The organism is Achromobacter sp. 2789STDY5608615 (genome assembly GCF_001298995.1).
GTDB classification, from domain to species: Bacteria; Pseudomonadota; Gammaproteobacteria; order Burkholderiales; family Burkholderiaceae_B; genus Achromobacter; species Achromobacter insuavis.
This window is the reverse complement of sequence record NZ_CYTY01000008.1, coordinates 63923-89352: the sequence shown is the minus strand read 5'-3', so window position 1 is coordinate 89352 and position 25430 is coordinate 63923. Positions and strand designations below refer to the sequence as shown.

Sequence of the window (25430 nt, the reverse complement as noted above, 5' to 3'; positions counted from 1 at the left end):
TGTCTCTGGGCGGATCAGCGATCGATCTCGCCGAAAACGATGTCCTGCGTACCAATGATGGTGACGGCGTCGGCGATCATGTGACCGCGCGACATTTCGTCCAGCGATTGCAGGTGGACGAAGCCGGGCGCCCGAATCTTCAGGCGGTACGGCTTGTTGGCGCCGTCCGACACCAGGTAGATGCCGAACTCGCCCTTCGGGTGTTCCACCGAGGCGAACGCTTCGCCCGGAGGCACGTGGAAACCTTCGGTGAAGAGCTTGAAGTGGTGAATCAGCTCTTCCATGTTGGTCTTCATGGCGGTGCGCTTGGGCGGGGCGATCTTGTGGTTCTCGATCATGACCGGGCCCGGGTTGTTGCGCAGCCATTCCACGCACTGGCGGATGATGCGGTTGCTCTCGCGCATTTCGGCGATGCGGACCAGGTAGCGGTCGTAGCAGTCGCCGTTGACGCCGACGGGGATGTCGAAATCGAGCAGGTCGTAGACTTCGTAGGGCTGCATCTTGCGCAGGTCCCAGGCCACGCCCGAGCCGCGCAGCATCGGGCCGGTGAAGCCCAGCGCCTTGGCGCGTTCGGGATCGACCACGCCGATGCCGACCAGGCGCTGCTTCCAGATGCGGTTATCGGTGAGCAGGGTTTCGTACTCGTCGACGCACGCGGGGAAGCGGTTGGTGAAGTCTTCGATGAAGTCCAGCAGCGAGCCCGAACGCGCGTCGTTCATGACGCGCATTTCCTTCTCGCCGCGGTATTTGCTGGTGTCGCCGTACTGCGGCATGGTGTCCGGCAGGTCGCGGTAGACGCCGCCCGGACGGTAGTAGGCCGCGTGCATGCGCGCGCCCGAGACCGCTTCGTAGCAGTCCATCAGGTCTTCGCGCTCACGGAAGGCGTACAGGAACACCGCCATGGCGCCCACGTCCAGCGCGTGCGAACCGAGCGACATCAGGTGGTTCAGGAGACGCGTGATCTCGTCGAACATCACGCGGATGTACTGCGCGCGCAGCGGGGCTTCGACGCCCAGCAGCTTCTCGATGGCCATGACGTAGGCGTGCTCGTTGCACATCATGGACACGTAGTCCAGGCGGTCCATGTAGGGCAGCGCCTGGATGTAGGTCTTGTGCTCGGCCAGCTTTTCAGTGGCGCGGTGCAGCAGGCCGATGTGCGGGTCGGCGCGCTGGATGACTTCGCCGTCCAGCTCGAGCACCAGGCGCAGCACGCCGTGGGCGGCCGGGTGCTGCGGGCCGAAGTTGAGCGTGTAGTTCTTGATTTCTGCCATGATTCAACGTCCCAAGCCGTAGGTGTCTTCGCGCACCACGCGCGGCGTGATCTCGCGCGGGTCGATCGTGACGGGCTGGTAAATGACGCGCTTCTGTTCCGGGTCGTAGCGCATTTCGACGGTGCCGGAAAGCGGGAAGTCCTTGCGGAACGGGTGGCCGATGAAGCCGTAGTCGGTCAGGATGCGGCGCAGGTCCGGGTGGCCTTCGAAGACGATGCCGTACAGGTCGAACGCCTCGCGCTCGAACCAGCCCACGGCCGGCCAGCATTCCATCAGCGACGCGACCATCGGGAACTCGTCGTCCGGCGCCCAGGTGCGCACGCGCAGGCGCCAGTTGTTCTCGACCGACAGCAGGTGCGCGACCACGGCGAAACGCGCGCGGTGCACCTTGGCGTTGGTTTCCTCGGGCAGCTGGCGCGTGCCGTTGCCCCAGGTCAGGTAATCGACGCCACAGAGGTCGATACAGATTTCGAAGCGCAGGCCGGCTTCGGTGCGCAGCTTGTTGCAGACGGAGAACCACTGCTCCGCGGGCACTTCGAGCGTCAGCTCGCCCAGCGCCTCGGTCAGCGCGATGTCCGCGCCGAGGGTGGTCTGCAAATTGTTTTTCAGGGTTTCGAGCCTGGTCATCATCTTGTACGCTTAGGTGAACCGATACGCTGTTTCGCGGGGTCCTGCGGCGGCGTTTGCGGCGGCCGCGGACCGGAGCGCAAACTCAGCGCGCAATCGTGTTGGTCAGACGGATCTTGTTCTGCATCTGCAGCAAGCCGTAGACCAGCGCCTCGGCCGTGGGCGGGCAGCCCGGCACGTAGACGTCTACCGGTACGATGCGATCGCAGCCGCGCACCACGGAATACGAGTAGTGGTAGTAACCGCCACCATTGGCACAGGAGCCCATGGAGACCACCCAACGCGGTTCGGGCATCTGGTCGTAGACCTTGCGCAGCGCCGGCGCCATCTTGTTGCACAGCGTGCCGGCGACGATCATCAGATCGGACTGGCGCGGGCTGGGGCGGAAGATGATGCCGAACTGGTCCAGGTCGTAGCGGGCCGCGCCCGCGTGCATCATCTCGACCGCGCAACAGGCCAGGCCGAAGGTCATGGGCCACATGGAGCCGGTTTTCGCCCAGTTAAGGAACTTGTCGGCGCTGGTTGTGATGAACCCTTGCTTGAGAATGCCGTCTATAGCCATATTCGTCTCTGATAGCGTGCGGTGATGAAATAACCCGGCGGGTTATTCCCAGTCCAGCGCGCCCTTTTTCCATTCGTAGATGAAGCCGACGGTCAACACGGCGAGGAAAACCATGACCGTCCAGAAGCCGACGAGCCCGACCGTACCTTGGGCGATGGCCCACGGGAACAGGAACGCGATTTCCAGGTCGAAAAGAATGAACAGAATCGCCACCAGGTAGTAGCGCACGTCAAACTTCATGCGCGCGTCTTCGAACGCTTCGAAGCCGCACTCATAGGGGGATAGCTTCTCGGCGTAGGGACGCCGCGGGCCAAGGAGGGAGCCGGCCGTCAGAAGCGCGAACCCGATAAGGGTGGCCACTACGATAAACAGCAGGACGGGGAAATACTGTTGCAGGTTCATTCAGGCGTCCGTCAAATGCGCAAACCTTAGGATTGTAGCATTCGCGCGGTTACTTCCGGCTGAACTCTGTAGCGTGAACAGCGGGTGAAAGACTGCATTTCTCCAGTGGAACAATCGCAGTATTCAAGGGGGGACACGCAAGCTTACCGCCACGCGCGCCGATATGTCGCGCCGGCAGGGCAAAACGCCCGCACAGCGGTCGCGAATTACCGTAAAAACAGACTGACCGCAAACAAAAAACCACCCCGAAGGGTGGTTTCATATGAGCGGGCCGAAGCCCGCTCATGCACTAAGAATCTAGGCAGGACTTACGCCCTGCTTTCGATTAGAAGCGGTGACGCAGGCCCACGCCAACAGCGGTCGCCTTGACGCCGTCGTTGAACGCGTAGTTCTTCGAGTACGAACCGTAGGCGTACAGGTTGGTACGCTTGGACAGGTCGTAGGTGTAGCCGGCCGAGAACACGTTCATCGTGGCATCGTCGCCAGTCAGCTTGTTGTTCGACGGGTCAACGCGCTGCCACGAACCGAACAGGCTCGAAGCGCCGCCGATCGGAGCCGACAGACCCAGCAGGTACGAGTTGGCCTTGAAGCCATCAGCGAACTGGTTGGTGCCGAAGCCGAGCTTGCGCGACGTACCGTCAACGGTAATCGAGCCCGAAGCGCCAGCCGGGTTGGACGTGGCGAACCAGCCGTCGGTGGTGCGAGCGTAGGCCAGGGCCAGCTTGACCACTTCGAAGTCATACGAACCGCCGATCATGTACGAACGGGGCGTCGCGTCGACTTCGCCTTGGGCTTGGTTGTGCGAAGCGTTCAGCTGGTCGTACGACAGAGCGACGTTCAGGGGGCCGTTGACGTAACGCAGGCCGGTCGTGATGGCGCGGACGTTGTCGGCGGTCTTGAAGCCAACGCGAGCCGGATCAGCCTTGGTCGAACCGTCAGCATTGCCGCCATCGGCGCTGAACGAGTAGCCAACGCCGAACTGGAAGCCGCTGAACGACGGGGTTTGGTACATGACCATGTTGTCGTAGCGTTGCGTGTTGGCAGCGCTCATGCCGGTACCGATGTTGGCGACGTTGAAGCCGGCGCCGAACGGATCGATCGAGCCGAAGTACTTCGACGCGATGTTGGTTTGGCGACCGAAGTCCAGTTGACCCCAGGCGTCGCTGGCCAGACCGACGGTGGCTTGACGGCCGAACAGACGGCCGTTTTGGCCCGACTTGCCGTTACCCGAGTCGAAACCCGATTCCAGTTGGAAAACAGCGCGCAGGCCGTCACCCAGATCTTCCGAGCCACGCAGACCCCAGCGCGAACCGTTCTGGACGCCGTTGATCATGCCGATCTTGCTGCCGTTCTTGGCATCGCCAGCACCGCTGATCTTGTTGTAGCCGATACCCGTGTCGATGATGCCGTACAGGGTGACAGACGTTTCTGCCTGGGCGACACCGGCGAAACCGGCGAGCAGGGCGGCAGCGAGCAGAGTCTTTTTCATTTAAGAAATCTCCGTTGATTTGAGTGACAAGGGCAGCAATCCAGCAAACCAGCCTGCCGCCCCCTCCCTAACTCCGCGAAGGGAAGTTGACGCTATTGCATCAAAAATCAGGGGGGGCTGGCTATGGTCGACACCAGAAAAGTGCAGGTTTGCGACAGCCCTGTTGGGATATTGCAACATCAGACCAATCTCACTAGGGCTAACCCTGCATTTTTCAAATCACCACGTATTCATGCGACTTTCAGCCCTGGCCCCAATAAACAACGAATCGCCACGATCTTTCTTTCAGACTCCTTCCGCACTCCCCGCAGGCCGGTTGGGCGCATTTTCGCGGCGACCGCCGGGGACGCCCGCCAAGCCGGCATCCGTCAGTTTCGATAACATTGTTATTTAAATAAACCACCGATATTATTTCGGAACAACGCAATGGTCCTGATCCCCGCCCATGCCCACGCCCACCCAGCGCGCCGACCGCAATGAACGCCTGAGCGCCCTGCGCCGCCAGATGATCCTGGACGCCGCCCAGCGCGTCTTCGAGCGCGACGGCCTGGAAAAGACCACGCTGCGCGCCATCGCCAAGGAAGCCGGCTGCACCACGGGCGCGATCTACCCCTGGTTCGCGGGCAAGGAAGTCCTGTACGGCGCCCTGCTGGACGAATCGCTGCAGCGCCTGCACACCCACCTCTTGAGCGCCACGTCGGGCGGCAGCCCCGCGGCGGCGGCCCGCCAGGCGATCCAGGCGTTCTTCGGCTACTACGCCGAGCGTCCAACCGATTTCTCGCTGGGGCTGTATTTGTTCCAGGGGCTGGGGCCGCGCGGCCTGGGCCGCGACATGGACGAGCGGCTGAACCAGCGCCTGCGGCTGTGCGTCGACGTGCTGGGCCAGGCCGTGGCCCGGACCAAGTCCTGGCCGCCCGAGGCGGTGCAGGTCGAGCAGATGAACGTCTTTACCTATCTGATCGGGCTGTTGCTGCTGCTGCACACCCGCCGCCTGAAATCCCTGGGCCAGCAAGCCGATGTCCTGCTGGATCACTATTGCCTCGCGCTGGAACAACGATGACGCCCTCCCCCCTGCCCCGCGACGACGCCGATGCGTCGCTGATCAGCCTGGCCGACTTCCGGCTGCTGCTGGCCGAGCAGCATCCGTTTTCCCTGCTGTTGGGGATCGAGGTGGAGCGGATCGGCCGCGGCACCGCCCTGGCCGTCCTGCCCGCGCGCGACAGCCATCAGCGGCTCGGCGGCATCGTCGCCGGGCCGATGCTGATGGGGCTGGCCGACCTGGCGATGTACGCCGCGGTGGTCGGCGCCACGGGCCAGGCCCACGCGGTAACCGCCAGCCTGACCATCAATTTCCTGCGCAAGAGCCCGGCCGGCGCGATCCACGCCGACGCCCGGTTGCTGAAGGTCGGCCGCCTGTCCGCCGGCGAGGTCATCCTGACCGCCGCCGGCGCCGCTGAGCCGCTGGCGCACATCGTCAGCACCTGGTCGGTACCCAAATCATGAGCCTGCGCATCAGCATCGTCGGGATGGGCCACACCGGCACCCAGGCGGCGCGCCGCCTGCTGGCGGCCGAACCCGATATCGCCCTGACCGTTTACGACATCGATCCGGACCGTTGCGAGGACTTTCGCGGCAGCGCCACGCTGGCGACCTCGGCGCGCGAGGCGCTGGCGGAGTCCGACACCATCGTGCTGGCCCTGCCGCGCGAGCGCGAGATCGACCGCACGCTGGAACGGTTCAGCGATGGCGAGGTCAGCGCGCCGGTGGCCGGCAAGCTGATCGTGGATCTGGAGCCGCCGCCGCCCGAGCGCGCGCGGCGCCTGGACCAGGCCATCGCCAGCGCCGGCGGCCGTTATGCCTGCGCGCCGCTGCGGCCGGCGGGCGCGGGCGAGCCGGGCGCGCGGCTATTGAACGCCTTGATCGCGCCGCGCTGAACCCGCCAGGCCTTCAGTGGCCGCCACGCATAGCGACAGCCAGACGAAGGTGATGGCGAAGCCGGCCGCCACGTCGCTGGCGAAGTGCACCTGCAGCAGCACGCGGCTCAGGCCGATCGCCATCACCAGCCCCGCCGCCAGCGCCACGCCGGGCAGCCGCCAGGAAACCGGCGCCAGGCGCCAGGCCAGGTAGCAGGCCCCGCCGTACACCGCCATGGCGGCCGAGGCATGGCCGCTCGGAAAGCTCCAGCCCAGCGCGGTGGCGAATCCATGGTCATGCTCGGGCCGCACGCGCTCGAAACCCAGCTTGAGCATCCGGTTGAGCAGACCGCCACCAGCGGTGGCCACCGCATAGAACGCCGCCAGCCGCCACTGCCGCCGCCACAGCAGCGCGGCGGTCGCCAGGACGGCGAGGACCGTGAGGAACATCCGGTCGCCGAGCGTGGTGAACCACGACAGCAGCCACAGCGCGGAATCCCCCAGCGACATGCTGAGGGCGCCCGCCAGGGCGCTGTCGAACTCGACCACCACGCCGGGACGGGTCACCGCCGCGGCCAGCGCCAGGAACGCCGCGGCCGACAGGGCCACCGCCCCGATCCAGCCGGCCATGCGCATGGCCGGCGCGGCCTGCGCATAGGCGCGCGTCAGCGCCACCGCGATGGCGGCGGCGCCCAGCGGCAGCAGCGTGAACAGGAGCAACGCATGGGAGGCCACCCAGGCCGCATCGGCATCGATCATCGCGCCCCCTTCATGATGGCCCCGTCACTGCTAGCCGGCGACCAGGGTCTTGTCGACCGGCGCGAAGGCGTGGGTGGCGGCGGCATAGTCCCACCGCTCGACATGGCAGACCCGCGTGTCGCCGTCCGCTTCGCAGGTGATCACGTTGACCGAATTGGGAATGTTGCCGCGCACCCGGCGCGAGCACGTGGTGCCGGCCTGCACCACCCAGCCGGCCGCCACCGCCGGATTGGCGCTGGCGGGCAGGACATAGGGCAGGTGGATGTGGCCGCCCAGGATCAGGTCGACGCCGGCCTGGCCCCAGGCCGACAGCGCCCGTTCGCGGCCGATCAGCAGGTTGAATCGGTCGGATTCCACCTTGGCGCGCACCGGATGGTGCGCCACCACCACGCGCAACTGGCCCGGCCTGGCCTGGCGCAGGCGCTGCGCCACCCGCGCGATCTGCGCGTCGGAAATCTCGCCGTCCTTGCGCCGCCGGGGCCGCGTGGTGTTGACGCCGATGGCCAGCAGGCCCGGCGTCTCGTAGATCGGCTCCAGCACGGCGCCGAGCGCGCGCTTGTAGTTGCCGTAGGGATTGAGCGCGCGCGCGAAAAGATTGAACAGGGGGATGTCGTGGTTGCCCGGCACCGCCAGCACGGGCAGCGACAAGCGCTCGATGAACTTGCGGGCGGCGGCGAACTGGCCGCGCCGGGCGCGCTGGGTGATGTCGCCGCTGATCACCACCAAGTCCGGCGCCAGCGCGCGGGCCAGGTCCAGGGCGGCCTCGACCACCGGCTTGCGCTCGGTGCCGAAATGCGTGTCGGAGAATTGCAGGATGCGGGTCATGGGCGCGCTCCGTCCGGCGCATCGACCGGCACGACCAACGGCAGCGGCGTTTCGGACACCTTGAATTCCAGCGGGGCATCCATCCAGGAAATCTCTCCATCCATGGCGACCTTGACCCGGCGGCGTCCGCGGATGGACACCGCCAGGCGGTCGAAAGCGAAATTGACGACGTGTTCGGCGTCGCCCAGGCGGCTGAACAGCCCGCGCAGCAGCAGGCCGTACAGCGCCAGCGTGCCGACCGGCCGGGTCGCCATGGCCACCAGGCGGTTGCGGTCCAGTTCGGTGGGGTCGATGCCGATGTGTTCCAGCTGCAGGCGGTTGTTGCCCACCACCAGCGTCGGCGCGCGCAAGTCGCGCACGCGGCCTTCGTATTCCAGGCGCAGGCCGAGCTGGCGCGGCGCGCGCAGCAGGGTCACCAGTCCGGACCAGAGCGCCACCAGGCGGCTGCGGCCGAAGCGCTGCTTGTAGGCTTCGCGATCTTCCAGCAACTGGGGATACAGGCCGAGGCTGGCGTTCACCAGGAACAGGCGGCCGTTGAGCAGGCCGACCTGCACCGGCCGCAGCTCGCCGCCGAGCAGGCCGCGCAGCGCCGCTTCGGTGTCCTGCGAAATGCCGTAGCGGCGGCCGAAGTAATTGAAGGTGCCTTGCGGCAGGATGCCGAAGGGCACGCCCTGCCCCAGCACCTGGCTGGCGACGGCGTTGAGGGTGCCGTCGCCGCCCGCGGCGACCACGATGCCGTCGGCCTGGCGGGCCTGCGCCACGGCGTCGCGGGCGGTGGCGGTCAGGCGCGACGGGTCGTCGACCGGCATCAGCTGGTAGCGCCGGCCCGCTTCGTCGAGCACGCGGCGGATGATGTCCTGCAGCGCTTGCGCGTCGCCGCGCCCGGAGCCGGTGTTCAGGACGATGAAGAGAGGTTCGTGTCCCGTCAGGGGACGAGCCCCTGTCGCCGGGCTCTGCTGGATAGGCGTCATGGGCAAAAGATAGCCCATGCCGGCAAATCGTCGCAACCGTGCCGGCACGCCCCTCGCGGGCGCGCCGGCACGCGGCTCACCGGCCGACCGCGTAAGCCTGCATCAGGCGCGGCGTGGCGGCCGCGTGCAGCAGGCCGTCGGCGTCGCGCGAGGCCGCGGTCAGGCGGCCGACCGACCATTGCGGCACCTCCTCGATCTGGTGGCCGCGGGCGCGCAGGGCGGCGATGGTCTCGGCGCCGAAGCCGCTTTCCACCGCCAGATGGCCCGGCTTGCGGTCGCGCGGGTAGAACGACGAGGGAAAGTGCATGGTGTGCGACATCGGCAGGTCGATGGCCTCCTGCAGGTTCAGGCCATGGTGCGCGTGGCGCAGGAAGAACAGCAGCTGCCATTGCTCCTGCTGGTCGCCGCCCGGCGTGCCGAACGCCAGGTAGGGCCGGCCCTCGCGCAGCGCCAGCGACGGCGTCAGCGTGGTGCGCGGACGCTTGCCCGGCGCCAGCGTGCCCGGCAGGCCCTCTTCCAGCCAGAACATCTGGGCGCGGGTGTTCAGGCCGAAACCCAGTTCCGGGATCACCGGCGAGGACTGGAACCAGCCGCCCGACGGCGTGGCCGAGATCATGTTGCCCCAGCGGTCGATGACGTCGACGTGGGTGGTGTCGCCGCGCTTGACCGAGGCGCGCATGTCGGCCATCGTCGGCTCGTTGGTCGCGCTGCCGGGGGCCGAGACCTTGGACAGGCGCTGCAGCGTGTCCATCACCCGCGCCACCTGTGCCTCGAAACCGGGGATCTGGCCGGGCCGCAGGTCCTGCGAGGCCTGTTCGCCGATGAGGGTGCGGCGCGCGTCGTTGTACTCGTCGGACAGCAGCTGGGCCAGCGGCACATCGACGAAGGCGGGATCGCCGTAGTAGGCCTCGCGGTCGGCGAAGGCCAGCTTCATGGCCTCGGTGACGCGGTGCACGAACTCGGCGCTGGTCGGGCCGACGCCGGCCAGGTCCATGTCCTTGAGCAGCGCCAGGGTCTGCAGGAACACCGGCCCCCTGGCTCCAGGCGCCCGCCTTGGCCACGGTATAGCCGTGGTAGTCATAGGTGGCGGGCTGGTCGTAGCTGGCGGACCAGCCGGCCAGGTCGTCGGCGGTGATCACGCCGCGATGGCGTTCGCCGCTTTCGTCCATGACCTCGTTGCCGCGCGCGAACTTGTCGATCGCCTCGGCGACGAAGCCGCGGTAGAAGGCGTCGCGGGCCGCCTCGATCTGGCGCTCGCGGTCGCCGCCGGCCTGTTCGGCGGCCTGCAGCACGCGGGTCCAGGTGGCGGCCAGCGCCGGGTTGCGGAACAGCTTGCGGGCCTCGGGCACGTTGCCGCCAGGCAGGTAGACCTGCGCGGTGGTGGGCCAGTGGGCCTGGAAGAAGTCCTTCAGGCCGGCGATGGTGTTGGAGATGCGCGGCATCAGCGCGTGGCCGTGCTCGGCGTAGTAGATGGCAGGTTCCAGCACGTCGCGCACGCGCATCGTGCCGTGGTCGCGCAGCAATTGCATCCAGGCGTCGAAGGCGCCGGGAATGACGGTGGCCAGCAGGCCGTTGCCGGGAATCAGCTTGAGGCCTTCGGCGCGGTAGCGCTCGAGCGTGGCGGCGGCCGGGGTGGTGCCCTGGCCGCACAGCACTTCGACGCGGCCGGTGCGGGCCGAGTAGAACACCGCCGGCACTTCGCCGGCCGGGCCGACCAGGTGGGGCTCGACCACCTGCAGCACGAAGGCCGAGGCGACACAGGCGTCGAATGCGTTGCCGCCGCGCTCCAGCAGCGACATGCCGGCCGAGCTGGCCAGCCAATGGGTGGAGGTCACGACACCGAAGGTGCCGAGGATTTCCGGGCGAGTCGTAAACATGTTGCGATCCTGTTGCGGACGGCGCGCAGGCCGGTGGCCGCAAGATAAGTAAAAACGGGACCCGCAACCGGGTCCCGCGTCTGGCTTGATGCCTACTTCCTGGCGAGGCTGACGCCCTTCAGGCGGATCAGGCCATCGGGATACGGCACGAAGCCTTCCAGCTTCTTCTGCGTGCCGAAGGTCCACGGCAGGTAGAACAGGTAGACGATGGGACGCTGGTCCTGCATCACCGACAGCACCTTGTCGTACATGGCGCGGCGCTTGGCGGTGTCCGGCTCGGCGCGGGCGTCGTTGAGCAGCTTGTCGGCCTCGGGGTCGCAGAACTTGCCGTCGTTCAGGTTGCCCTTGCAGCTGAGGTACTGGTGGATGTTGCCGCTGGGATCGACCCGGCCCGACCAGCCGCTCTGGCCCACCTCGAAGTCACCGCGCGCCAGCGACGATTGCAGCGAGGCGAACTCGACGGGACGCAGGGTGATGTCGAAACCGGCCTCCGCGCCCATGGCCTGCACCAGCTCGAAGACCTGCTGCATGGTGGTGTTGTTGCCGAAGGTGATCTCGAACTTGACGCGGTCGAAGCCCGCTTCCTTGAGCAGGGCCTGGGCCTTCTTGGGATCGCGGCCGGCGTGCTCGAACGACTTGTTGTAGGCGAAGCTGGCCGGCGGGAACGGCTGGTAGGCCGGCTGGTACTGGCCTTCGCCGATGACCTGGTTGAGCACGTCGCGGTCGATGGCGAGGTCGAGCGCCTGGCGCACGCGCTTGTCCTTGGCCAGCGGATTGTTGGCGCGCGCGCCGTTGCCCAGGTTGACCGAGATCGACTGGAAGCCCAGGCCGGTGACCGGGGCCAGGCGCAGGTTGGCGTCGTCCTTGACCGCCTTGGCGTCGCTGGGCGCCACGCGCTCGATGATGTCGAGGTCGCCGGCGCGCAGGTTGTTCAGGCGCACGGTGTTGTCGGGGATCGGCGTGAAGACGACACGGTCGAAGTGATAGTTGGCGGCGTCCCAATACTTGGGAAATTTCTCAAGCACGATGCGGTCGTTCTGCACCCGTTCCTTGAACTGGTACGGGCCGGAGCACACCGGCTTGCCGCCGGGGTCCTTGTCGAACGAGGCGGGCGAGATCATCATGCCGGCGCGGTCGGACAGCTGCGACAGCAGCGAGGCGTCGGGCTCGGACAGGTGCAGCACCACGGTGCTGGCGTCGGGCGCGTCGACGCTGGCCACGGTGGCCAGTTCGCTCTTGCGGTTGCTGTCGGGCAGCGTGCGGGCGCGATCCAGGTTGGCCTTGACCGCGGCGGCGTCGATCGGCGTGCCGTCATGGAACACGGCGTCGGTGCGCAGCTTGAAGGTCAGCGTCTTGTTGTCCGGGCTGGTGCTCCAGGACTGGGCCAGCTGCGGCACGAACTTCAGGTCCGGGGTGATGTCGACCAGCTTGTCGCACAGCGAAGCGAACACGATGCGGCCGACGAAGGTGCGGGCGCGGGTCGGATCGAGCACGTCCGGGTCGTCCTGCAGGCCGACCCGCAGGGTCGATTGGGCGTGGGCCAGCCCGCTGGCCAGCATTCCCGCCATGGCCATGGCGAGGCAAAGTTTACGCATGAATGATCTCCGTCGATTCAGGCGGCCTGCTTCCCCGCGCGCCAGGCGGCGCGCCGCCTAGCAGTGAGGAAACAGACCCCGAGCCGTGCTGCATCGCCGGGCCCATCCCCCCGTTGCGCACGTTCTTGTTTGGATTCTGCGCCAGGCGCGGCACGATTGTATAGAGCGGCGGCTGTCAGCGACCCAAACGCCCCCGCGGCGACCACCTTGCGGACAGGTCGCCCGCGCGCCGTTGCCCGCCGGGCCCGAGGCGCGGTCTCAAGGCAGGCGGCAAGGCGCCGAGAAATCGACCGCCGCCAGCACGGATTCCCGCAGCTTGCCGACCAGCGGCCGGGTGTCGTCGCGGCGGTGCTGGAAGGAATAGGGCAACGCCGCCGGCGCCGGATCGCAATCGAGCACCCGCAGGCTGCCCTCGTCCTGCAGCGCCCGCGCCCAGTGGCTGGGCAGCAGCCCCACCCCGGTGCCTTCGATCAGCAGCCCGGCGATGGCGCCCCAGTTGTTGCAGCAGAGCCGCTCGCCGGCCACGTCGCGCCCGGCCAGCCAGTCGTCGACGATGCGGGTGGTGCCCGCGCCCGCAGGCAGGGTCACCAGCGGCAACCGCGCCAGCAGGCCGGGCGCCATGCGGGTCGCGCCCGCCAGCGCGGCCGGCGCCGCGGCCCAGGCGAACGCGGCTTCGCCGATCGGCGTGGAAGCGATGTTGGGGCGCGAGGAGCGCCCGGCGATGACGGCGAAGTCCAGTTCGCCGTCGGCCACGCGCTGCTCCAGCACCTGGCCGATATCCACATAGGGCTCCAGCACCAGGTCGGGATAGGCGGCGCGCACCACGCCGATCAGGCGCGGCAGCCAGGTCAGCGCGGTCAGCTCGCCCACGCCGAAACGGCAGCGGCCGCGCAGGCCCGGCGTCTCGGCCAGCGAGGCGCGGATCCGGTCGACGGCGGCCAGCAGCTCGCGCGCCTGCGGCAGCAGCCGCTGGCCGGCGTCGGTCAGGACCGCCTTGTGGCCGCTGCGGTCGAACAGCGGCTGGCCCAGCGCGTCCTCGAGTTCGGCGATGCGCTTGGACAGCGACGACACCGACAGGTGCAGCCGCTCGGCCGCCACGGCGAAACTGGCGCAGGTGGCGGCCCAATAGAAGGCTTCGAGTTGCTTGAGGGTCATGCCCGGATTGTAGGGGCGCGCGGATCCCCCCGGCGCGGCATCGCCACGCGGACGGCCGTGGCGGCGGCGTCCGCGTCGACGGGGTCAGGCGGCCTGCGGCAAGCGCAGTTGCGGCGACAGGCGCAGCGTGTCGATGGCGGCGCGGAGCATGCGCTCGACGCGCGGCCAGATATCGCCCTTGAGGCGATCGGACCAGCAGATCGTGCCGAACACGCCCTCGACCAGGGAGTGCAGGTAGACATTGGACAGGCGCACGTCGAGCGCGGGCAGCAGGTCCTCGCGGCTGACGGCGGCGCGCAGCAGTTTTTCGGACGTGCGCAGCGCGTGGCGCTCCCACAGGTCGCGGCGGCGCAGCAGCGGCGCGTTCTCGTCGCTGCGCTCGCATTTCAGGTAGAGGATTTCCAGCACGCGCTGCACCGAGCCCTCCTCGGCGTAAATCTGCACGTACTGGCGCATCGAGGCATAGAGCGCTTCCAGCGCCTCGCCATCGGTCGACACGCGGGTCAACGACACCGCTTCCCCCAGGGCCCGGTCGCACATGGCGATGCAGACGTCGATCTTGTTCTTGTAGTGGCCGTAGACGGCGCCCCGGGACACGCCCGCGAAATCGGCGATATCGCTCATGGTGGTGCTGGCCACGCCCCTGGACAGGAACACGTGCTCGGCGGCGTCCAGGATGCGGTCGCGGGTGCGTTGGGATTCTTCTTTCGTCTTGCGGGCCATACAGGGATCTCCTTGGGAAACAGGGGTTGAGGGAACGGGAACAGGCGATATGAAAACGGCGGCCCGTCTTGCGGGGGCCGCCGGCTGCGCACTGTAAAGAAGTATGCAGACGCCAGCATACTTTCGAACAAAACAATTAATCAAGCATGATGGATTAAATGATAGACTGCCGACCCCACAGGGAAAACCCGCGACTTTCCCTCTCTCGCCCGCAACGGGCGCCTCACAATAATTTTTAAAAAAATGACGCACCGAGTTCCCCTCAGAACGCTCGCATTCGCATCCGTACTGGTTCTCGTTTCCGCATGCTCGAAGCAGGAACCCCCCCGAAGCCGCCAAGGCCCCCGCCGAAGTCGGTGTCATCGTGGCCAAGGCCACGCCCACCGCCGTCGCCAGTGAACTGCCCGGCCGGCTGGAGCCCTATCGCGAAGCCGAGGTCCGCGCCCGCGTGGCCGGCATCGTGACCCGCCGCCTGTATGAGGAAGGCCAGGAAGTGACGCGCGGCACGCCGCTGTTCCAGATCGACCCGGCGCCGCTGCAGGCCGCCTACGATTCCGAGGCCGCCTCGCTGGCGCGCGCCCAGGCCAACCTGTCGGCCGCCGCCGACAAGCTGCGCCGCTATGCCGATCTGGTGTCGGACCGCGCCATCAGCGAACGCGACCATGCCGAAAGCGTGGCCGAGGAGCGTCAGGCCCGCGCCGAAGTGGCGCTGGCCAAGGCCAACCTGCAAAGCGCCAGGCTGCGGCTGGAATACGCCCGCGTCACCTCGCCGATCGACGGCCGCGCGCGCCGCGCGCTGGTCACCGAGGGCGCGCTGGTGGGCGAAGGCCAGGCCACGCCGCTGACGGTGGTGCAGCAGCTCGACCCGATCTACGTCAACTTCTCGCAGCCCGCGGCCGAAGTCATGCAGCTGCAGAAGCAGATCCGCGCCGGCGCCCTGCAAGGCGTCGCGCCCGACAAGATGCGGGTGCGCCTGCTGCTGCCGGACGGTTCCGAGTACGGCCAGGGCGGCACGCTGTCGTTCGCCGACCTGGCGGTCGATCCCGGCACCGACAACGTGACCATGCGCGCGCTGTTCGACAACCCGGGACGCGAACTGCTGCCGGGCATGTACGTGCGGGTGCGGCTGGAGCAAGCGGTCAACCGCGACACCTACCTGGTGCCGCGCAACGCCCTGCTGCGCAACGCCGACGGCGCGCACCTGCTGGTGGCCGGCGATGACGGCGAGCTGCGCAGCGTGCCGGTGGCGGCGCATCGGCTGCTGGGCCCGAACTGGGTCGTCACCGAGGGGCTGGCGGGCGGCGAACGCGTGGTGGTGGAAAACGCCGCGCAGCTGGCCCCGGGCCAGAAAATCAAACCGGTCGAGCGGGCCGCGCCGAGCGCGCCCGCGGCGACCGCGGGAAATCACGAAAAAAGGTAAACCGCCATGGCGCGTTTCTTTATCGATCGCCCCGTTTTCGCGTGGGTGATCTCGCTGCTCATCGCGCTGGTCGGCCTGTTGTCGATCCGCGCGCTGCCGGTGGCGCAGTATCCGGACATCGCTCCGCCCGTCGTCAACATCGGCGCCAGCTATCCCGGCGCTTCGGCCAAGGTGGTCGAGGAAGCCGTCACCGCCATCATCGAACGCGAGATGAACGGCGCCCCGGGCCTGATGTACACCTCGTCCAGCAGCGATTCGACCGGCTGGGCCAGCATCAACCTGACCTTCAAGCAGGGCACCAACCCCGACATCGCGGCGGTGGAAGTGCAGAACCGGCTGAAGGCGGTCGAGCCGCGCCTGCCCGAATCGGTGCGGCGCGACGGCGTGCGGGTGGAAAAGGCGGCCGACAACATCCAGCTGGTGGTGTCGCTGAAGTCCGACGGCAGCCTGGACGACATGCAGCTGGGCGAACTGGCCGCCTCCAACGTGCTGCAGGCGCTGCGGCGGGTCGAGGGCGTGGGCAAGGTGCAGCTGTTCGGCGCGGAAGCCGCGATGCGCATCTGGCCCGACCCGGTCAAGCTCACCGCCCTGTCGCTGACGCCGGGCGACATCGTCTCGGCCCTGCGCAGCCACAACGCGCGCGTCACCATCGGCGAACTGGGCAACCAGGCCGTGCCGAAGGACGCGCCGCTGAACGCCAGCATCGTGGCGGGGGAATCGCTGCACACGCCGGAGCAGTTCGCCAACATTCCACTGCGGGCGCTGCCGGGCGGCGCCACGCTGCGCCTGAAGGACGTGGCGCGGGTGGAGCTGGGCGGCACCGACTACATGTACCTGTCGCGCGTCAACGGCCTGACCGGCACCGGCCTGGGCATCAAGCTGGCGCCCGGCTCGAACGCGGTCGAGACCACCCGCCGCATCCGCGAGACCATGCGCGAGCTGGCGCAGTACTTCCCGCCGGGCGTGAGCTGGGACATTCCGTATGAAACGTCCACCTTCGTCGAGATCTCGATCAAGAAGGTGCTGATGACGCTGCTGGAGGCGGTGGCGCTGGTGTTCTGCGTGATGTACCTGTTCATGCAGAACCTGCGCGCCACGCTGATCCCGACGCTGGTGGTGCCGGTGGCGCTGCTGGGCACGCTGGGGGTGATGCTGGGACTGGGCTATTCGATCAACGTGCTGACGATGTTCGGCATGGTGCTGGCCATCGGCATTCTGGTGGACGACGCCATCGTGGTGGTCGAGAACGTCGAGCGCATCATGGCCGAGGAAGGCCTGTCGCCGCATGACGCCACGGTCAAGGCCATGGGCCAGATCAGCGGCGCCATCGTCGGCATCACGGTGGTGCTGGTGTCGGTGTTCGTGCCGATGGCGTTCTTCGACGGCGCGGTGGGCAACATCTACCGCCAGTTCGCCGTGACGCTGGCGGTGTCGATCGCCTTCTCGGCCTTCCTGGCGCTGTCGCTGACGCCGGCGCTGTGCGCCAGCCTGCTCAAGCCGATCCCGGCGGGCCACCACGAGAAGCGCGGCTTCTTCGGCTGGTTCAACCGCGCCTTCGCGCGCCTGACCACGCGCTATACGGCGCGCGTGGCCGGCGTGCTGGCGCGGCCGGTGCGCTTCGGGCTGGCCTACGCGCTGGTGATCGGCGTGGCGGCGCTGCTGTTCGCGCGCCTGCCGTCGTCGTTCCTGCCGGACGAGGACCAGGGCAGCTTCATGGCCATGGTGATCCTGCCGCAGGGGTCGCCGCAGGCCGAGACCATGGCGGTGGTCAAGGACGTCGAGCGCTACATGATGGAGCACGAGCCGGTGCAGTACGTGTACTCGGTCAACGGCTTCAGCCAGTACGGCAGCGGGCCGAACTCCGCCATGTTCTTCGTCACGCTCAAGGACTGGCAGGAGCGGCGCGACGCTTCGCTGCACGTCGATGCGGTGGTCAAGCGCATCAACAAGGCATTCGCGGATCGCAAGAACCTGATGGTGTTCGCGCTCAACTCGCCGCCGCTGCCGGACCTGGGCTCGACCTCGGGCTTCGACTTCCGGCTGCAGGATCGCGGCGGCCTCGGCTACGAAGCCCTGACACAGGCGCGCCAGAAGCTGCTGGCCAAGGCCGCCGAGCATCCCGCGCTGACCGAAGTGGTGTTCGCCGGCCAGGAAGAGGCGCCGCAACTGCAATTGCGCGTCGACCGCGACAAGGCGCAGGCCATGGGCGTGCCGATCGACGAGATCAACACCGCGCTGGCGGTGATGTATGGCTCGGAGTACATCGGCGACTTCATGCTCAACGGCCAGGTGCGGCGCGTGACGGTGCAGGCCGACGGCAAGCGCCGCGTGGACGTGGACGACATCTCGCGCCTGCACGTGCGCAACCTGCAGGGCCAGATGGTGCCCCTGTCGGCGTTCGCCACGCTGAAATGGTCGATGGGCCCGCCGCAGCTGAACCGCTACAACGGCTTCCCGTCGTTCACCATCAACGGCTCGGCGGCGCCGGGCCACAGCAGCGGCGAGGCCATGCGCGCCATGGAAACGCTGGCGGCCGAGCTGCCGCGCGGCATCGGCTTCGACTGGTCGGGCCAGTCGTACGAAGAGCGGCTGTCCGGCAACCAGGCGCCGGTGCTGTTCGCGCTGTCGGTGCTGATCGTGTTCCTGGCGCTGGCGGCGCTGTATGAAAGCTGGTCGATTCCGCTGGCGGTGATCCTGGTGGTGCCGCTGGGCGTGATCGGCGCGCTGTTGGGCGTGACGGTGCGCGGCATGCCCAACGACATCTACTTCAAGGTCGGCCTGATCGCCACCATCGGCCTGTCGGCCAAGAACGCGATCCTGATCGTGGAAGTGGCCAAGGACCTGGTGCGCGACGGCCAGGGCATCCTGTCGGCCACGCTGGAGGCGGCGCGGCTGCGGCTGCGGCCGATCGTGATGACCTCGCTGGCGTTCGGCGTGGGCGTGCTGCCGCTGGCGCTGGCCAGCGGCGCCGCCTCGGGCGCGCAGGCCGCCATCGGCACCGGCGTGCTGGGCGGGATCATCACCGCGACCGTGCTGGCGGTGTTCCTGGTGCCGCTGTTCTTTCTCATCGTGGGGCGCATGGTCGGCATGCGCGCCCGCCCCGCGCGCCCCGAGGGCCGCGAATCGCTGGAGACGACGCCATGAAACCCGTGGCAATGACCCTGCTGGCGCTGGCCCTGTCCGGCTGCTCGCTGGCGCCCACCCATGAGCGCCCCGCGGCGCCGGTGCCGGCGCAGTACGACACGCCGGCGCAGCCCGGCCAGGCGGCCGCGCCGCCGGACTGGCGCGCCTATTTCAACGACCCGGCGCTGCAGGCCTGGATCGCGGCCGCGCTGGCCAACAACCGCGACCTGCGGGTGGCGGCGCTGCGCATCGAGGAGGCGCGCGCGCTGTATGGCGTGCAGCAATCGGAACGCCTGCCGTCGATCGACGCCAGCGGCGAATTCGGCCGCGGCCGCGCCGCCGAACCGGGCCAGCCGCGCATGCCGGTGGCCAACCGCTACCGCGCCGCGGTCGGCATCACCGCGTTCGAGCTGGATTTCTTCGGCCGGGTGCGGAGCCTGTCGGATGCGGCGTTGGCGCGCTACCTGGCGAGCGAAGAGGCGCACCGCGCCGCGACGCTGGCGCTGGTGGCGGAAACCGCCACCGCCTACTTCAACCAGCGTTCGCTGGCCGAGCAGTTGCGCCTGACCGACAGCACCCTGGCGCTGCGCGAGGCCTCGCTCAAGCTGACCCAGCGCCGTTATGACGTCGGGCTGGAGACCGCCATCGGCCTGCGCACCGCGCAGATGCTGGTGGAAAGCTCGCGCGCCACGCGCGCCGAGCTGACCCGCGAGGCCAGCCTGGCGCGGCATGCGCTGGGCCTGCTGGCGGGCGACTTCACCCTGCCGGTCGGCGTCGATGCGACGCCGCTCGAAAGCCAGGCGCTGACGCCGCTGGCGGCTGGCCTGCCGTCCGAGCTGCTGATGCGCCGCCCCGACCTGCGCCAGGCGGAACAGGCGCTGCGCGCGGCCAACGCCGACATCGGCGCGGCGCGCGCGGCGTTCTTCCCGTCGGTGCAGCTGACCACGGACATCGGCACCACCGCCGACCGCTTCTCTGACCTGTTCAGCGGCGGCACCGGCGGCTGGAGCTTCGCGCCGCGCCTGACGCTGCCGATCTTCAACGCCGGCCGCAACCGCGCCAACCTGTCGCTGGCCGAGACCCGCAAGCACATCGCGGTGGCGCAGTACGAGGGCAGTATCCAGGCGGCGTTCCGCGACGTGGCCGACGCCCTGTCGGCGCGCGACGCGCTGCGCGACCAGATCGAGGCCCAGCGCAAGGTGCGCGACGCCGACCGCGAGCGCCAGCGGCTGGCCGAGCGGCGCTATGCGCGCGGGGTGGCGAACTACCTGGAGATGCTGGAGGCCCAGCGCAGCCTGTTCGAGTCGGAGCAGGAATACATCCGGCTGCAGCAGCGCCGGCTGGTCAATGCGGTGGATCTGTACAAGGCCCTGGGCGGCTGGGACGACGGCGCATCGCCGGCGTCCTGACGCCACCGGGCCATTTGGGGGGGATGCGGGACGCGCCGCCCTGGCGGGTCAGGCGCGCGCGCTGACGCGGTAGGCGCAGCGGCGCGCGCCCAGCAGGATGTGCTCTTCGCGCTCGACCCGCACGCCCTCGCCCAGCACCTGTCGGAACAGTTCCAGCTCGCTGCGGCAAAAGCCCATACAGGCCTGGGCCGCCGCACAGATGGGACAGTGGTTCTCGATGAACAGGAAGTCGTCGCCGTCGCGGCGCATCTCGGCCATGTAACCCTCGGCCGAGCGCACCCGCGCCAGGCATTCGAGCCGCTGCGGCAGATCGCGGGCGCCTTCCAGCGCCTGCCGGTAGGTGGCCAGCATGGCGACCTCGCGCACCGAGATCAGCTTGTCCACGCCATCGTCGCCGAACACCTGGCGCACGGCGTTGATCATCTGCACCGTCATGTCGACGTGCGTGTCGGGGAAGCGCCGGTTGCCGGCATCGGTCAGGAACCAGATCTGCGTGGGCCGGCCGCGCCCGGCGCTGCGGCTTTCCGAATCCACCAGGCCGTCCGCGTGCAGGCGCGCCATCTGCTGGCGCACCGCCTCGGCCGTGACGTCGAGCGCCTTGGCGATGACCGCGACCGACTGCGGGCCGCGCGTCTTGAGCGTCATGAGCACGCGGTCCGCCGGCTGGTGCGGTTGCCAGGAAATGGGATGGGACAGGCTGTCGTCGGACATGGAAAGTGGGAAAGGCGCCAAGCCCCTATGGTGCCACGGATTGCGCCTCCCAGCCGCCGCCCAGCGCCTTGTAGAGGGCGACCAGGCTGGTATAGGAAGCCGTTTCGGCCTGCGCCACCGCATCCTGCGCCCGCAGTTGCGTGCGCTGCGCGTCCAGCACCGTCAGGTACGGCGCGCTGCCTTCACGGTAGCGCAGGCGCGCCAGCTCCGCCGCGCGGCCGCTGTGGCCGGCCGCCTGCGCCAGGTTGCCGAGCCGCTGCTGGGTCTGGCCGTACTGCGTCAGCGCCCCCTCCAGTTCCTCGACCGCCTGCAGCACGGTCTGCTCATAGCGCGCCACCTCGCCCTGCGAACGCGCCTGGGCGGCGCGCTTGCGGGCCAGCGCGGTCGGCAGGTGGAAGGCCGGCCAGTTGACACCGGGCGCCACGCTGAAGGCGCGGCTGGAGGCGCTGCCGAAATCGGCCCCGCGCAAGGCCACGAAGCCGAGGAAACCGCCCAGGTCGATGCGGGGATACAGCTCGGCGGTGGCCACGCCCACGTCGGCATTGGCCGCCGCCATGTTGCGCTCGGCCGCCCGGATGTCGGGACGGCGCGACAGCAAGGCGCCGACGTCGCCGATCGGCAGGCGCGCCGCCAGCGGCGGCTGCGGCGTGGCCGCGTCCAGTTCGCCCAGTTCCACCGGGCGCAGGCCGGCCAGCACCGCCAGGCGGTACAGCGCCAGGCGCCGGGCGGTTTCCTGCAGCGGCACGCTGGCCTGCACGGTTTCGAGTTCGGCGCGGGCGCTGGCCAGGTCGCCCTCGTCGCCGCGGCCGGCCGACACCATGGCCTGGATCACGCGCAGGCTGTCGCGCCGGCTGTCCAGGTTGGCGCGCGCCACCGCCAGGCGTTGCTCGGCGCCGCGCAGCTCGAAGTAGTTGCGCGCCACCTCGGCCACCACCACGATGCGGGCCTGCGCCAGGTCGGCGGCCTGGGCTTCGCTACGCGCCGCCGCGCCCTTGGCCGCGCGGCGCAGGCGGCCGAACAGGTCGATCTCCCAGGTGGCGTCAAAACCGGCGCGATAACTCTTGGCCAGGTTGCGCTCGCCCGCCACGCCGGGATTGGCCTGCGACAGGCTGCGCTCGAAGCGCCCGCCCAGCGTCACGGTGGGGAACTGGTCGAGTTCCTTCTCGTCCAGCACCGCGCGCGACTCGGCCAGGCGGGCCTGGGCGATACGGATGTCATGGTTGCGTTGCAGCGCCAGCGTGATCAGCCGGTCCAGTTGCGGGTCCTGCAGCTGCTTCCACCAGTCCTGCTGCAGCCGGTCGGTGGAGAACAGCGCCTGCTCGGGGCTGGCCAGCGCCACCGGCGCGGCCTGGGGTTTCTGGTAGTCGGGGCCCGCGGCGCAGCCGGCGGTGGCCAGCGCGGCCAGCAGCACCGTGGCGCCGCGGCGCAGACGTTTGGAGAGGTCGGGATGTTTCATGAGATTCCTCAATGCGTGGCGGCCGGCTGCGACGTCGCGAGCGGCGGCGCGTCCTCGGCCTGCGCCTGCGCCAGTTCGCGGGCGCGCGGCGTGTCGTTGGCGGCGCGGTGATCGCGCGCCAGCACGGTGTAGACGGTGGGCAGCACGAACAGCGTGAAGAGCGTGCCGACCAGCATGCCGACCACGATCACCAGCCCCAGGCTGTAACGGCTGTGGGCGCCGGCGCCACTGGCGAACAGCAGCGGAATCAGGCCCACCACCATGGCGGCGGTGGTCATCAGGATGGGGCGCAGGCGGATGCGGGCGGCGTGTTCCATCGCGCTGCGCCGGTCCAGGCCGTGGCTGACCTGCATCTCGTTGGCGAACTCCACCATCAGGATGCCGTGCTTGCTGATCAGCCCGATCAGCGTCACCAGCCCGATCTGGGTGTAGATGTTGATGGTCGCCATGCCCAGCGCCAGCGGGATCAGCGCGCCGCAGATCGACAGCGGCACGCTCACCAGGATGATGAACGGGTCGCGCAGGCTTTCGTACTGCGCCGCCAGCACCAGGTAGATGACGATGATGGCGAAGATGAAGGTGATCATCAGCGCCGAACCTTCCTGGCTGAACTGGCGCGCGTCCGATTGCCAGTCATAGCTGAAGCCGGCCGGCAGCTGCTGCGCCTGGCGCGTCAGGAACTGCACCGCGTCGCCCATGGTCACGCCCGGCATCGGGATGGCCTGGAAGGTGGCGGCGTTGAGCTGGTTGAACTGGGTCAGCTTGTTGGGCTCGACGCCCATCGACACCGACACGATGTTCGACAGCGGCACCTGCGCGCCGCTGGCGCTCTTGACGTAGTACCGCGCCAGCGATTCGGGCGAGATGCGCTGCTCGCGCAGGCTCTGCGGGATCACGTCGTACGAGCGACCATCCATGCCGAAGCGGTTGATGTAGTTCTCGCCCACCAGCACCGCCAGTGTGTCCCCCACCGCCTTCATGGTGACGCCCAGGCTGTTGGCCTTGGCGCGGTCCACCTTCAGCTGCACCACCGGGTTGTTGTAGTCCAGGTCGCTGTCGACCACCATGAAGAGGCCGCTGGCGCGCGCCGCCTGCTTCAGGTTTTCCATGGCCTCGTAGACCACCGGGTAGTCGGCCGCGCTCATGATGACCATCTGCACCGGCAGGCCGCCGGTCGAGCCGGGCAGCGGCGGCAGCTGGAAGGCGAAGATGTTGCTGCCCTCGATCTGGTTGACCATCGACTGCATGTCGGCCTGGATCTGGTCGGCCGAGCGCTTGCGCTCGTGCCAGTCGACGAAGTCGACGCCGCCGATGCTGTTGGACACGCCGTCCGAGCCGTTGATCAGCCAGCGGCCCTTCTGTTCGGGCAGCGTCGCCATCACGTCGTCCCACTTCTTGCCGAATCTCTCGACGTAGTCGATGTTGGCGTGCTGCGGCGACTTGATCGCGGTGAGCACGGTGGACTGGTCCTCGACCGGCGCCAGCTCGCGCTGGGCGGCGTTGTACAGGAACGGCAGGCTGGCCATCACCGCCACCGCCAGCAGGCCGGTGACCCAGCGATGGTGCAACGACACATCCAGCAGCCGGCCGTAGGCCTCGCCCAGGCGGCCGAAGAAATGCTCGGCGCGGCGCGCCATCCAGCCTTCGGACACCTGGCTATTGAGCAGGAACGAACTCATCACCGGCGACAGCGTCAGCGCGATCACGCCCGACACCACCACCGCCCCCGCCAGCGTGAAGGCGAATTCCTTGAACAGCGAACCGGTCAGCCCGCCCATCAGCCCGATCGGCGCGTACACCGCCGCCAGCGTGATGGTCATGGCGATCACCGGGCCGGCCACTTCGCGCGCGCCGATCAGGGCCGCGCGCACCGGCGACTTGCCTTCCTCGATATGGCGGTGCACGTTCTCGACCACCACGATGGCGTCGTCCACCACCAGGCCGATGGCCAGCACCATGGCCAGCAGCGTCAGCAGGTTCACGCTGAAGCCGAACAGCGCCATGATGGCCGCGCCGCCCAGCATCGACAGCGGAATGGTGACCACCGGGATCAGCACCGCGCGCAGCGAGCCCAGGCACAGGAAAATCACCGCCACCACGATGACGATGGCTTCCATCAGCGTGTGCACCACGCCGTCGATCGAGGCGCTGATGAAGCGCGCCAGCTCGAACGGCACTTGCACGCTGGTGCCGGGCGGCAGGTTCTGCTTGATGTTGGGCAGCAGTTCGTTCAGGCGCTTGACGATCACCAGCGGGTTGCCGACCGGCGTGGCGTTCAGGCCGAAATACACGGCCGGCTCGCCATCCATCAGGCCGCTGGAGTCGGTCGAGGCCGCGCCCAGTTCAACCGTGGCCACGTCACCCAGGCGCACGATGGCGTCGCCCTCGCGCTTGATGACCATGTCGCGGAACTCGGCCACGTTGACCAGGTCGGTGTTGACCTTGATGTTGGACACCACGTACAGGCCCTTGGCCTGGCCGGGCGCCGCCTGCACGTTGTTCTGGCGCAGGGCCTCGGCCAGTTCGCCGGCCGAGATGCCGCGCGCGGCCAGCCGGTCGGGGTCGAGCCAGACGCGCATCGCCAGCTTCTGGCCGCCATACAGCTCCACGCTGGCCACGCCGTCGATGGACGACAGCTGCGGCTGCACCACGCGCGACAGGTAGTCGGTCAGCGCCGGCAGCGACATGGTGGAACTGGAGAACCCCACGTAGGCCACGGCGGTGGCCTCGCCGGCGGACTTGACCAACACCGGGTCGTAGGCGTCCTGCGGCAGGCGGTATTTGACTTCGTTGACCTTGGCCATGACCTCGGTCATGGCCTTGTTGGAATCGGCATTGAGCTTCATGCGCACCGTGATCACGCTGCGCCCCTGGGTCGAGGACGACGACAGGTAGTCGATGCCCTCGACGGTGGCGACGGATTGCGCGATGGGCTGGGTGACGAAGCCCTGCATCAGGTCGGGCGAGGCGCCCGGGTACTGCGTGGTGATGGTGATGGTGGTGCTTTCGGTCAGCGGGTACTGGCGGATCGGCAGGCCGCTCAGGGCGCGCAACCCGAGCAACAGCAGCAGCGTGCTGACCACCAGCGCCAGCACCGGCCGGCGGACGAACAGATCGGTGAACTTCATGATCGGCTCCGCGG

Annotated in this window: 19 protein-coding genes and 2 pseudogenes; 6 read left to right on the top strand and 15 right to left on the bottom strand. The window is 68.5% G+C overall.

Annotated elements, in window-relative coordinates:
• Positions 1-14: 14 nt before the first annotated feature.
• The 5 genes from AOZ49_RS09235 to AOZ49_RS09215 form a co-directional block, all read right to left on the bottom strand.
• Entirely contained in the window at positions 15-1271 is a 1257-nt protein-coding gene (locus AOZ49_RS09235) for an NADH-quinone oxidoreductase subunit D (RefSeq protein WP_054429653.1), read from the bottom strand.
• A gap of 3 nt (positions 1272-1274) precedes the next feature.
• Positions 1275-1901 (bottom strand): NADH-quinone oxidoreductase subunit C, encoded by a 627-nt coding sequence (locus AOZ49_RS09230; RefSeq protein WP_049072038.1) that lies wholly within the window; start codon positions 1899-1901, stop codon positions 1275-1277.
• 82 nt (positions 1902-1983) lie between these two features.
• Positions 1984-2460: a NuoB/complex I 20 kDa subunit family protein gene (locus AOZ49_RS09225; protein ID WP_006217960.1), complete on the bottom strand. Its 477-nt coding sequence runs from the start codon at positions 2458-2460 to the stop codon at positions 1984-1986.
• Between the two features lie 42 nt (positions 2461-2502).
• The gene (locus tag AOZ49_RS09220) at positions 2503-2862 is read right to left on the bottom strand and encodes an NADH-quinone oxidoreductase subunit A (RefSeq protein ID WP_006217959.1); all 360 of its coding nucleotides are present in this window, start codon (positions 2860-2862) and stop codon (positions 2503-2505) included.
• 325 nt (positions 2863-3187) lie between these two features.
• Entirely contained in the window at positions 3188-4351 is a 1164-nt protein-coding gene (locus tag AOZ49_RS09215) for a porin (protein WP_054474933.1), read from the bottom strand.
• A 445-nt stretch (positions 4352-4796) separates the two neighbouring features.
• Between AOZ49_RS09215 and AOZ49_RS09210 the strand changes: the two genes are divergently transcribed.
• The 3 genes from AOZ49_RS09210 to AOZ49_RS09200 are packed head-to-tail and all read left to right on the top strand — an operon-like array spanning position 4797 to position 6285.
• The gene (locus AOZ49_RS09210; protein ID WP_054474932.1) at positions 4797-5411 is read left to right on the top strand and encodes a TetR/AcrR family transcriptional regulator; all 615 of its coding nucleotides are present in this window, start codon (positions 4797-4799) and stop codon (positions 5409-5411) included.
• Complete coding sequence (locus AOZ49_RS09205; protein ID WP_054429656.1) at positions 5408-5854, top strand: PaaI family thioesterase; 447 nt, start codon at positions 5408-5410, stop codon at positions 5852-5854. Before AOZ49_RS09210 ends, AOZ49_RS09205 begins: the two co-directional genes overlap by 4 nt.
• Complete coding sequence (locus AOZ49_RS09200; RefSeq protein ID WP_054429657.1) at positions 5851-6285, top strand: NAD(P)-binding domain-containing protein; 435 nt, start codon at positions 5851-5853, stop codon at positions 6283-6285. The genes AOZ49_RS09205 and AOZ49_RS09200 overlap by 4 nt, the downstream gene beginning before the upstream one ends.
• On the opposite strand, the gene AOZ49_RS09195 is transcribed toward AOZ49_RS09200, so the two are convergent.
• The 7 genes and pseudogenes from AOZ49_RS09195 to axyZ form a co-directional block, all read right to left on the bottom strand.
• Complete coding sequence (locus AOZ49_RS09195) at positions 6256-7023, bottom strand: phosphatase PAP2 family protein (RefSeq protein ID WP_054474931.1); 768 nt, start codon at positions 7021-7023, stop codon at positions 6256-6258. The genes AOZ49_RS09200 and AOZ49_RS09195 overlap by 30 nt on opposite strands.
• 30 nt (positions 7024-7053) lie before the next feature.
• Positions 7054-7848 (bottom strand): metallophosphoesterase family protein, encoded by a 795-nt coding sequence (locus AOZ49_RS09190; protein ID WP_054429659.1) that lies wholly within the window; start codon positions 7846-7848, stop codon positions 7054-7056.
• Complete coding sequence (locus tag AOZ49_RS09185) at positions 7845-8837, bottom strand: diacylglycerol/lipid kinase family protein (RefSeq protein ID WP_197286439.1); 993 nt, start codon at positions 8835-8837, stop codon at positions 7845-7847. Before AOZ49_RS09185 ends, AOZ49_RS09190 begins: the two co-directional genes overlap by 4 nt.
• A 58-nt stretch (positions 8838-8895) precedes the next feature.
• Positions 8896-10696, bottom strand: a pseudogene (locus tag AOZ49_RS09180) (gamma-glutamyltransferase family protein).
• A gap of 92 nt (positions 10697-10788) precedes the next feature.
• Positions 10789-12291, bottom strand: a complete 1503-nt coding sequence (locus AOZ49_RS09175; RefSeq protein WP_054429662.1) for an ABC transporter substrate-binding protein — start codon at positions 12289-12291, stop codon at positions 10789-10791.
• A gap of 258 nt (positions 12292-12549) precedes the next feature.
• Positions 12550-13446 (bottom strand): LysR family transcriptional regulator, encoded by an 897-nt coding sequence (locus AOZ49_RS09170; RefSeq protein ID WP_054474930.1) that lies wholly within the window; start codon positions 13444-13446, stop codon positions 12550-12552.
• An 84-nt stretch (positions 13447-13530) separates the two neighbouring features.
• Positions 13531-14169: a multidrug efflux transcriptional repressor AxyZ gene (axyZ, locus tag AOZ49_RS09165; RefSeq protein ID WP_054474929.1), complete on the bottom strand. Its 639-nt coding sequence runs from the start codon at positions 14167-14169 to the stop codon at positions 13531-13533.
• 243 nt (positions 14170-14412) lie between these two features.
• Here axyZ and axyX point away from each other — a divergent pair.
• The 3 genes and pseudogenes from axyX (at position 14413) to oprZ (ending at position 20121) form a co-directional block, all read left to right on the top strand.
• Positions 14413-15589 (top strand): annotated as a pseudogene (gene axyX, locus AOZ49_RS09160) (multidrug efflux RND transporter periplasmic adaptor subunit AxyX).
• 6 nt (positions 15590-15595) lie between these two features.
• Complete coding sequence (gene axyY / locus AOZ49_RS09155) at positions 15596-18733, top strand: multidrug efflux RND transporter permease subunit AxyY (protein ID WP_054474928.1); 3138 nt, start codon at positions 15596-15598, stop codon at positions 18731-18733.
• Positions 18730-20121, top strand: a complete 1392-nt coding sequence (oprZ, locus tag AOZ49_RS09150; RefSeq protein WP_054474927.1) for a multidrug efflux RND transporter outer membrane subunit OprZ — start codon at positions 18730-18732, stop codon at positions 20119-20121. Before axyY ends, oprZ begins: the two co-directional genes overlap by 4 nt.
• A gap of 48 nt (positions 20122-20169) precedes the next feature.
• Here oprZ and AOZ49_RS09145 read toward each other — a convergent pair whose 3' ends face one another.
• The 3 genes from AOZ49_RS09145 to AOZ49_RS09135 are packed head-to-tail and all read right to left on the bottom strand — an operon-like array spanning position 20170 to position 25416.
• A complete protein-coding gene (locus AOZ49_RS09145; RefSeq protein WP_054474926.1) occupies positions 20170-20832 on the bottom strand; it encodes a helix-turn-helix transcriptional regulator in 663 nt (220 codons plus the stop codon).
• A gap of 25 nt (positions 20833-20857) precedes the next feature.
• Entirely contained in the window at positions 20858-22288 is a 1431-nt protein-coding gene (locus AOZ49_RS09140; RefSeq protein ID WP_054474925.1) for an efflux transporter outer membrane subunit, read from the bottom strand.
• An 8-nt stretch (positions 22289-22296) separates the two neighbouring features.
• On the bottom strand, positions 22297-25416 hold the full coding sequence (locus tag AOZ49_RS09135; RefSeq protein WP_054474924.1) for a MexW/MexI family multidrug efflux RND transporter permease subunit: 3120 nt from the start codon (positions 25414-25416) through the stop codon (positions 22297-22299).
• Positions 25417-25430 lie beyond the last annotated feature (14 nt).

Bases quoted from the DNA above. Each gene is read 5' to 3' on its own strand.
- AOZ49_RS09235 (WP_054429653.1), bottom strand. From the start codon at position 1,271: ATGGCAGAAATCAAGAACTACACGCTCAACTTCGGCCCGCAGCACCCG.
- AOZ49_RS09230 (WP_049072038.1), bottom strand. From the start codon at position 1,901: ATGATGACCAGGCTCGAAACCCTGAAAAACAATTTGCAGACCACCCTC.
- AOZ49_RS09225 (WP_006217960.1), bottom strand. From the start codon at position 2,460: ATGGCTATAGACGGCATTCTCAAGCAAGGGTTCATCACAACCAGCGCC.
- AOZ49_RS09220 (WP_006217959.1), bottom strand. From the start codon at position 2,862: ATGAACCTGCAACAGTATTTCCCCGTCCTGCTGTTTATCGTAGTGGCC.
- AOZ49_RS09215 (WP_054474933.1), bottom strand. From the start codon at position 4,351: ATGAAAAAGACTCTGCTCGCTGCCGCCCTGCTCGCCGGTTTCGCCGGT.
- AOZ49_RS09210 (WP_054474932.1), top strand. From the start codon at position 4,797: ATGCCCACGCCCACCCAGCGCGCCGACCGCAATGAACGCCTGAGCGCC.
- AOZ49_RS09205 (WP_054429656.1), top strand. From the start codon at position 5,408: ATGACGCCCTCCCCCCTGCCCCGCGACGACGCCGATGCGTCGCTGATC.
- AOZ49_RS09200 (WP_054429657.1), top strand. From the start codon at position 5,851: ATGAGCCTGCGCATCAGCATCGTCGGGATGGGCCACACCGGCACCCAG.
- AOZ49_RS09195 (WP_054474931.1), bottom strand. From the start codon at position 7,023: ATGATCGATGCCGATGCGGCCTGGGTGGCCTCCCATGCGTTGCTCCTG.
- AOZ49_RS09190 (WP_054429659.1), bottom strand. From the start codon at position 7,848: ATGACCCGCATCCTGCAATTCTCCGACACGCATTTCGGCACCGAGCGC.
- AOZ49_RS09185 (WP_197286439.1), bottom strand. From the start codon at position 8,837: ATGGGCTATCTTTTGCCCATGACGCCTATCCAGCAGAGCCCGGCGACA.
- AOZ49_RS09175 (WP_054429662.1), bottom strand. From the start codon at position 12,291: ATGCGTAAACTTTGCCTCGCCATGGCCATGGCGGGAATGCTGGCCAGC.
- AOZ49_RS09170 (WP_054474930.1), bottom strand. From the start codon at position 13,446: ATGACCCTCAAGCAACTCGAAGCCTTCTATTGGGCCGCCACCTGCGCC.
- axyZ (WP_054474929.1), bottom strand. From the start codon at position 14,169: ATGGCCCGCAAGACGAAAGAAGAATCCCAACGCACCCGCGACCGCATC.
- axyY (WP_054474928.1), top strand. From the start codon at position 15,596: ATGGCGCGTTTCTTTATCGATCGCCCCGTTTTCGCGTGGGTGATCTCG.
- oprZ (WP_054474927.1), top strand. From the start codon at position 18,730: ATGAAACCCGTGGCAATGACCCTGCTGGCGCTGGCCCTGTCCGGCTGC.
- AOZ49_RS09145 (WP_054474926.1), bottom strand. From the start codon at position 20,832: ATGTCCGACGACAGCCTGTCCCATCCCATTTCCTGGCAACCGCACCAG.
- AOZ49_RS09140 (WP_054474925.1), bottom strand. From the start codon at position 22,288: ATGAAACATCCCGACCTCTCCAAACGTCTGCGCCGCGGCGCCACGGTG.
- AOZ49_RS09135 (WP_054474924.1), bottom strand. From the start codon at position 25,416: ATGAAGTTCACCGATCTGTTCGTCCGCCGGCCGGTGCTGGCGCTGGTG.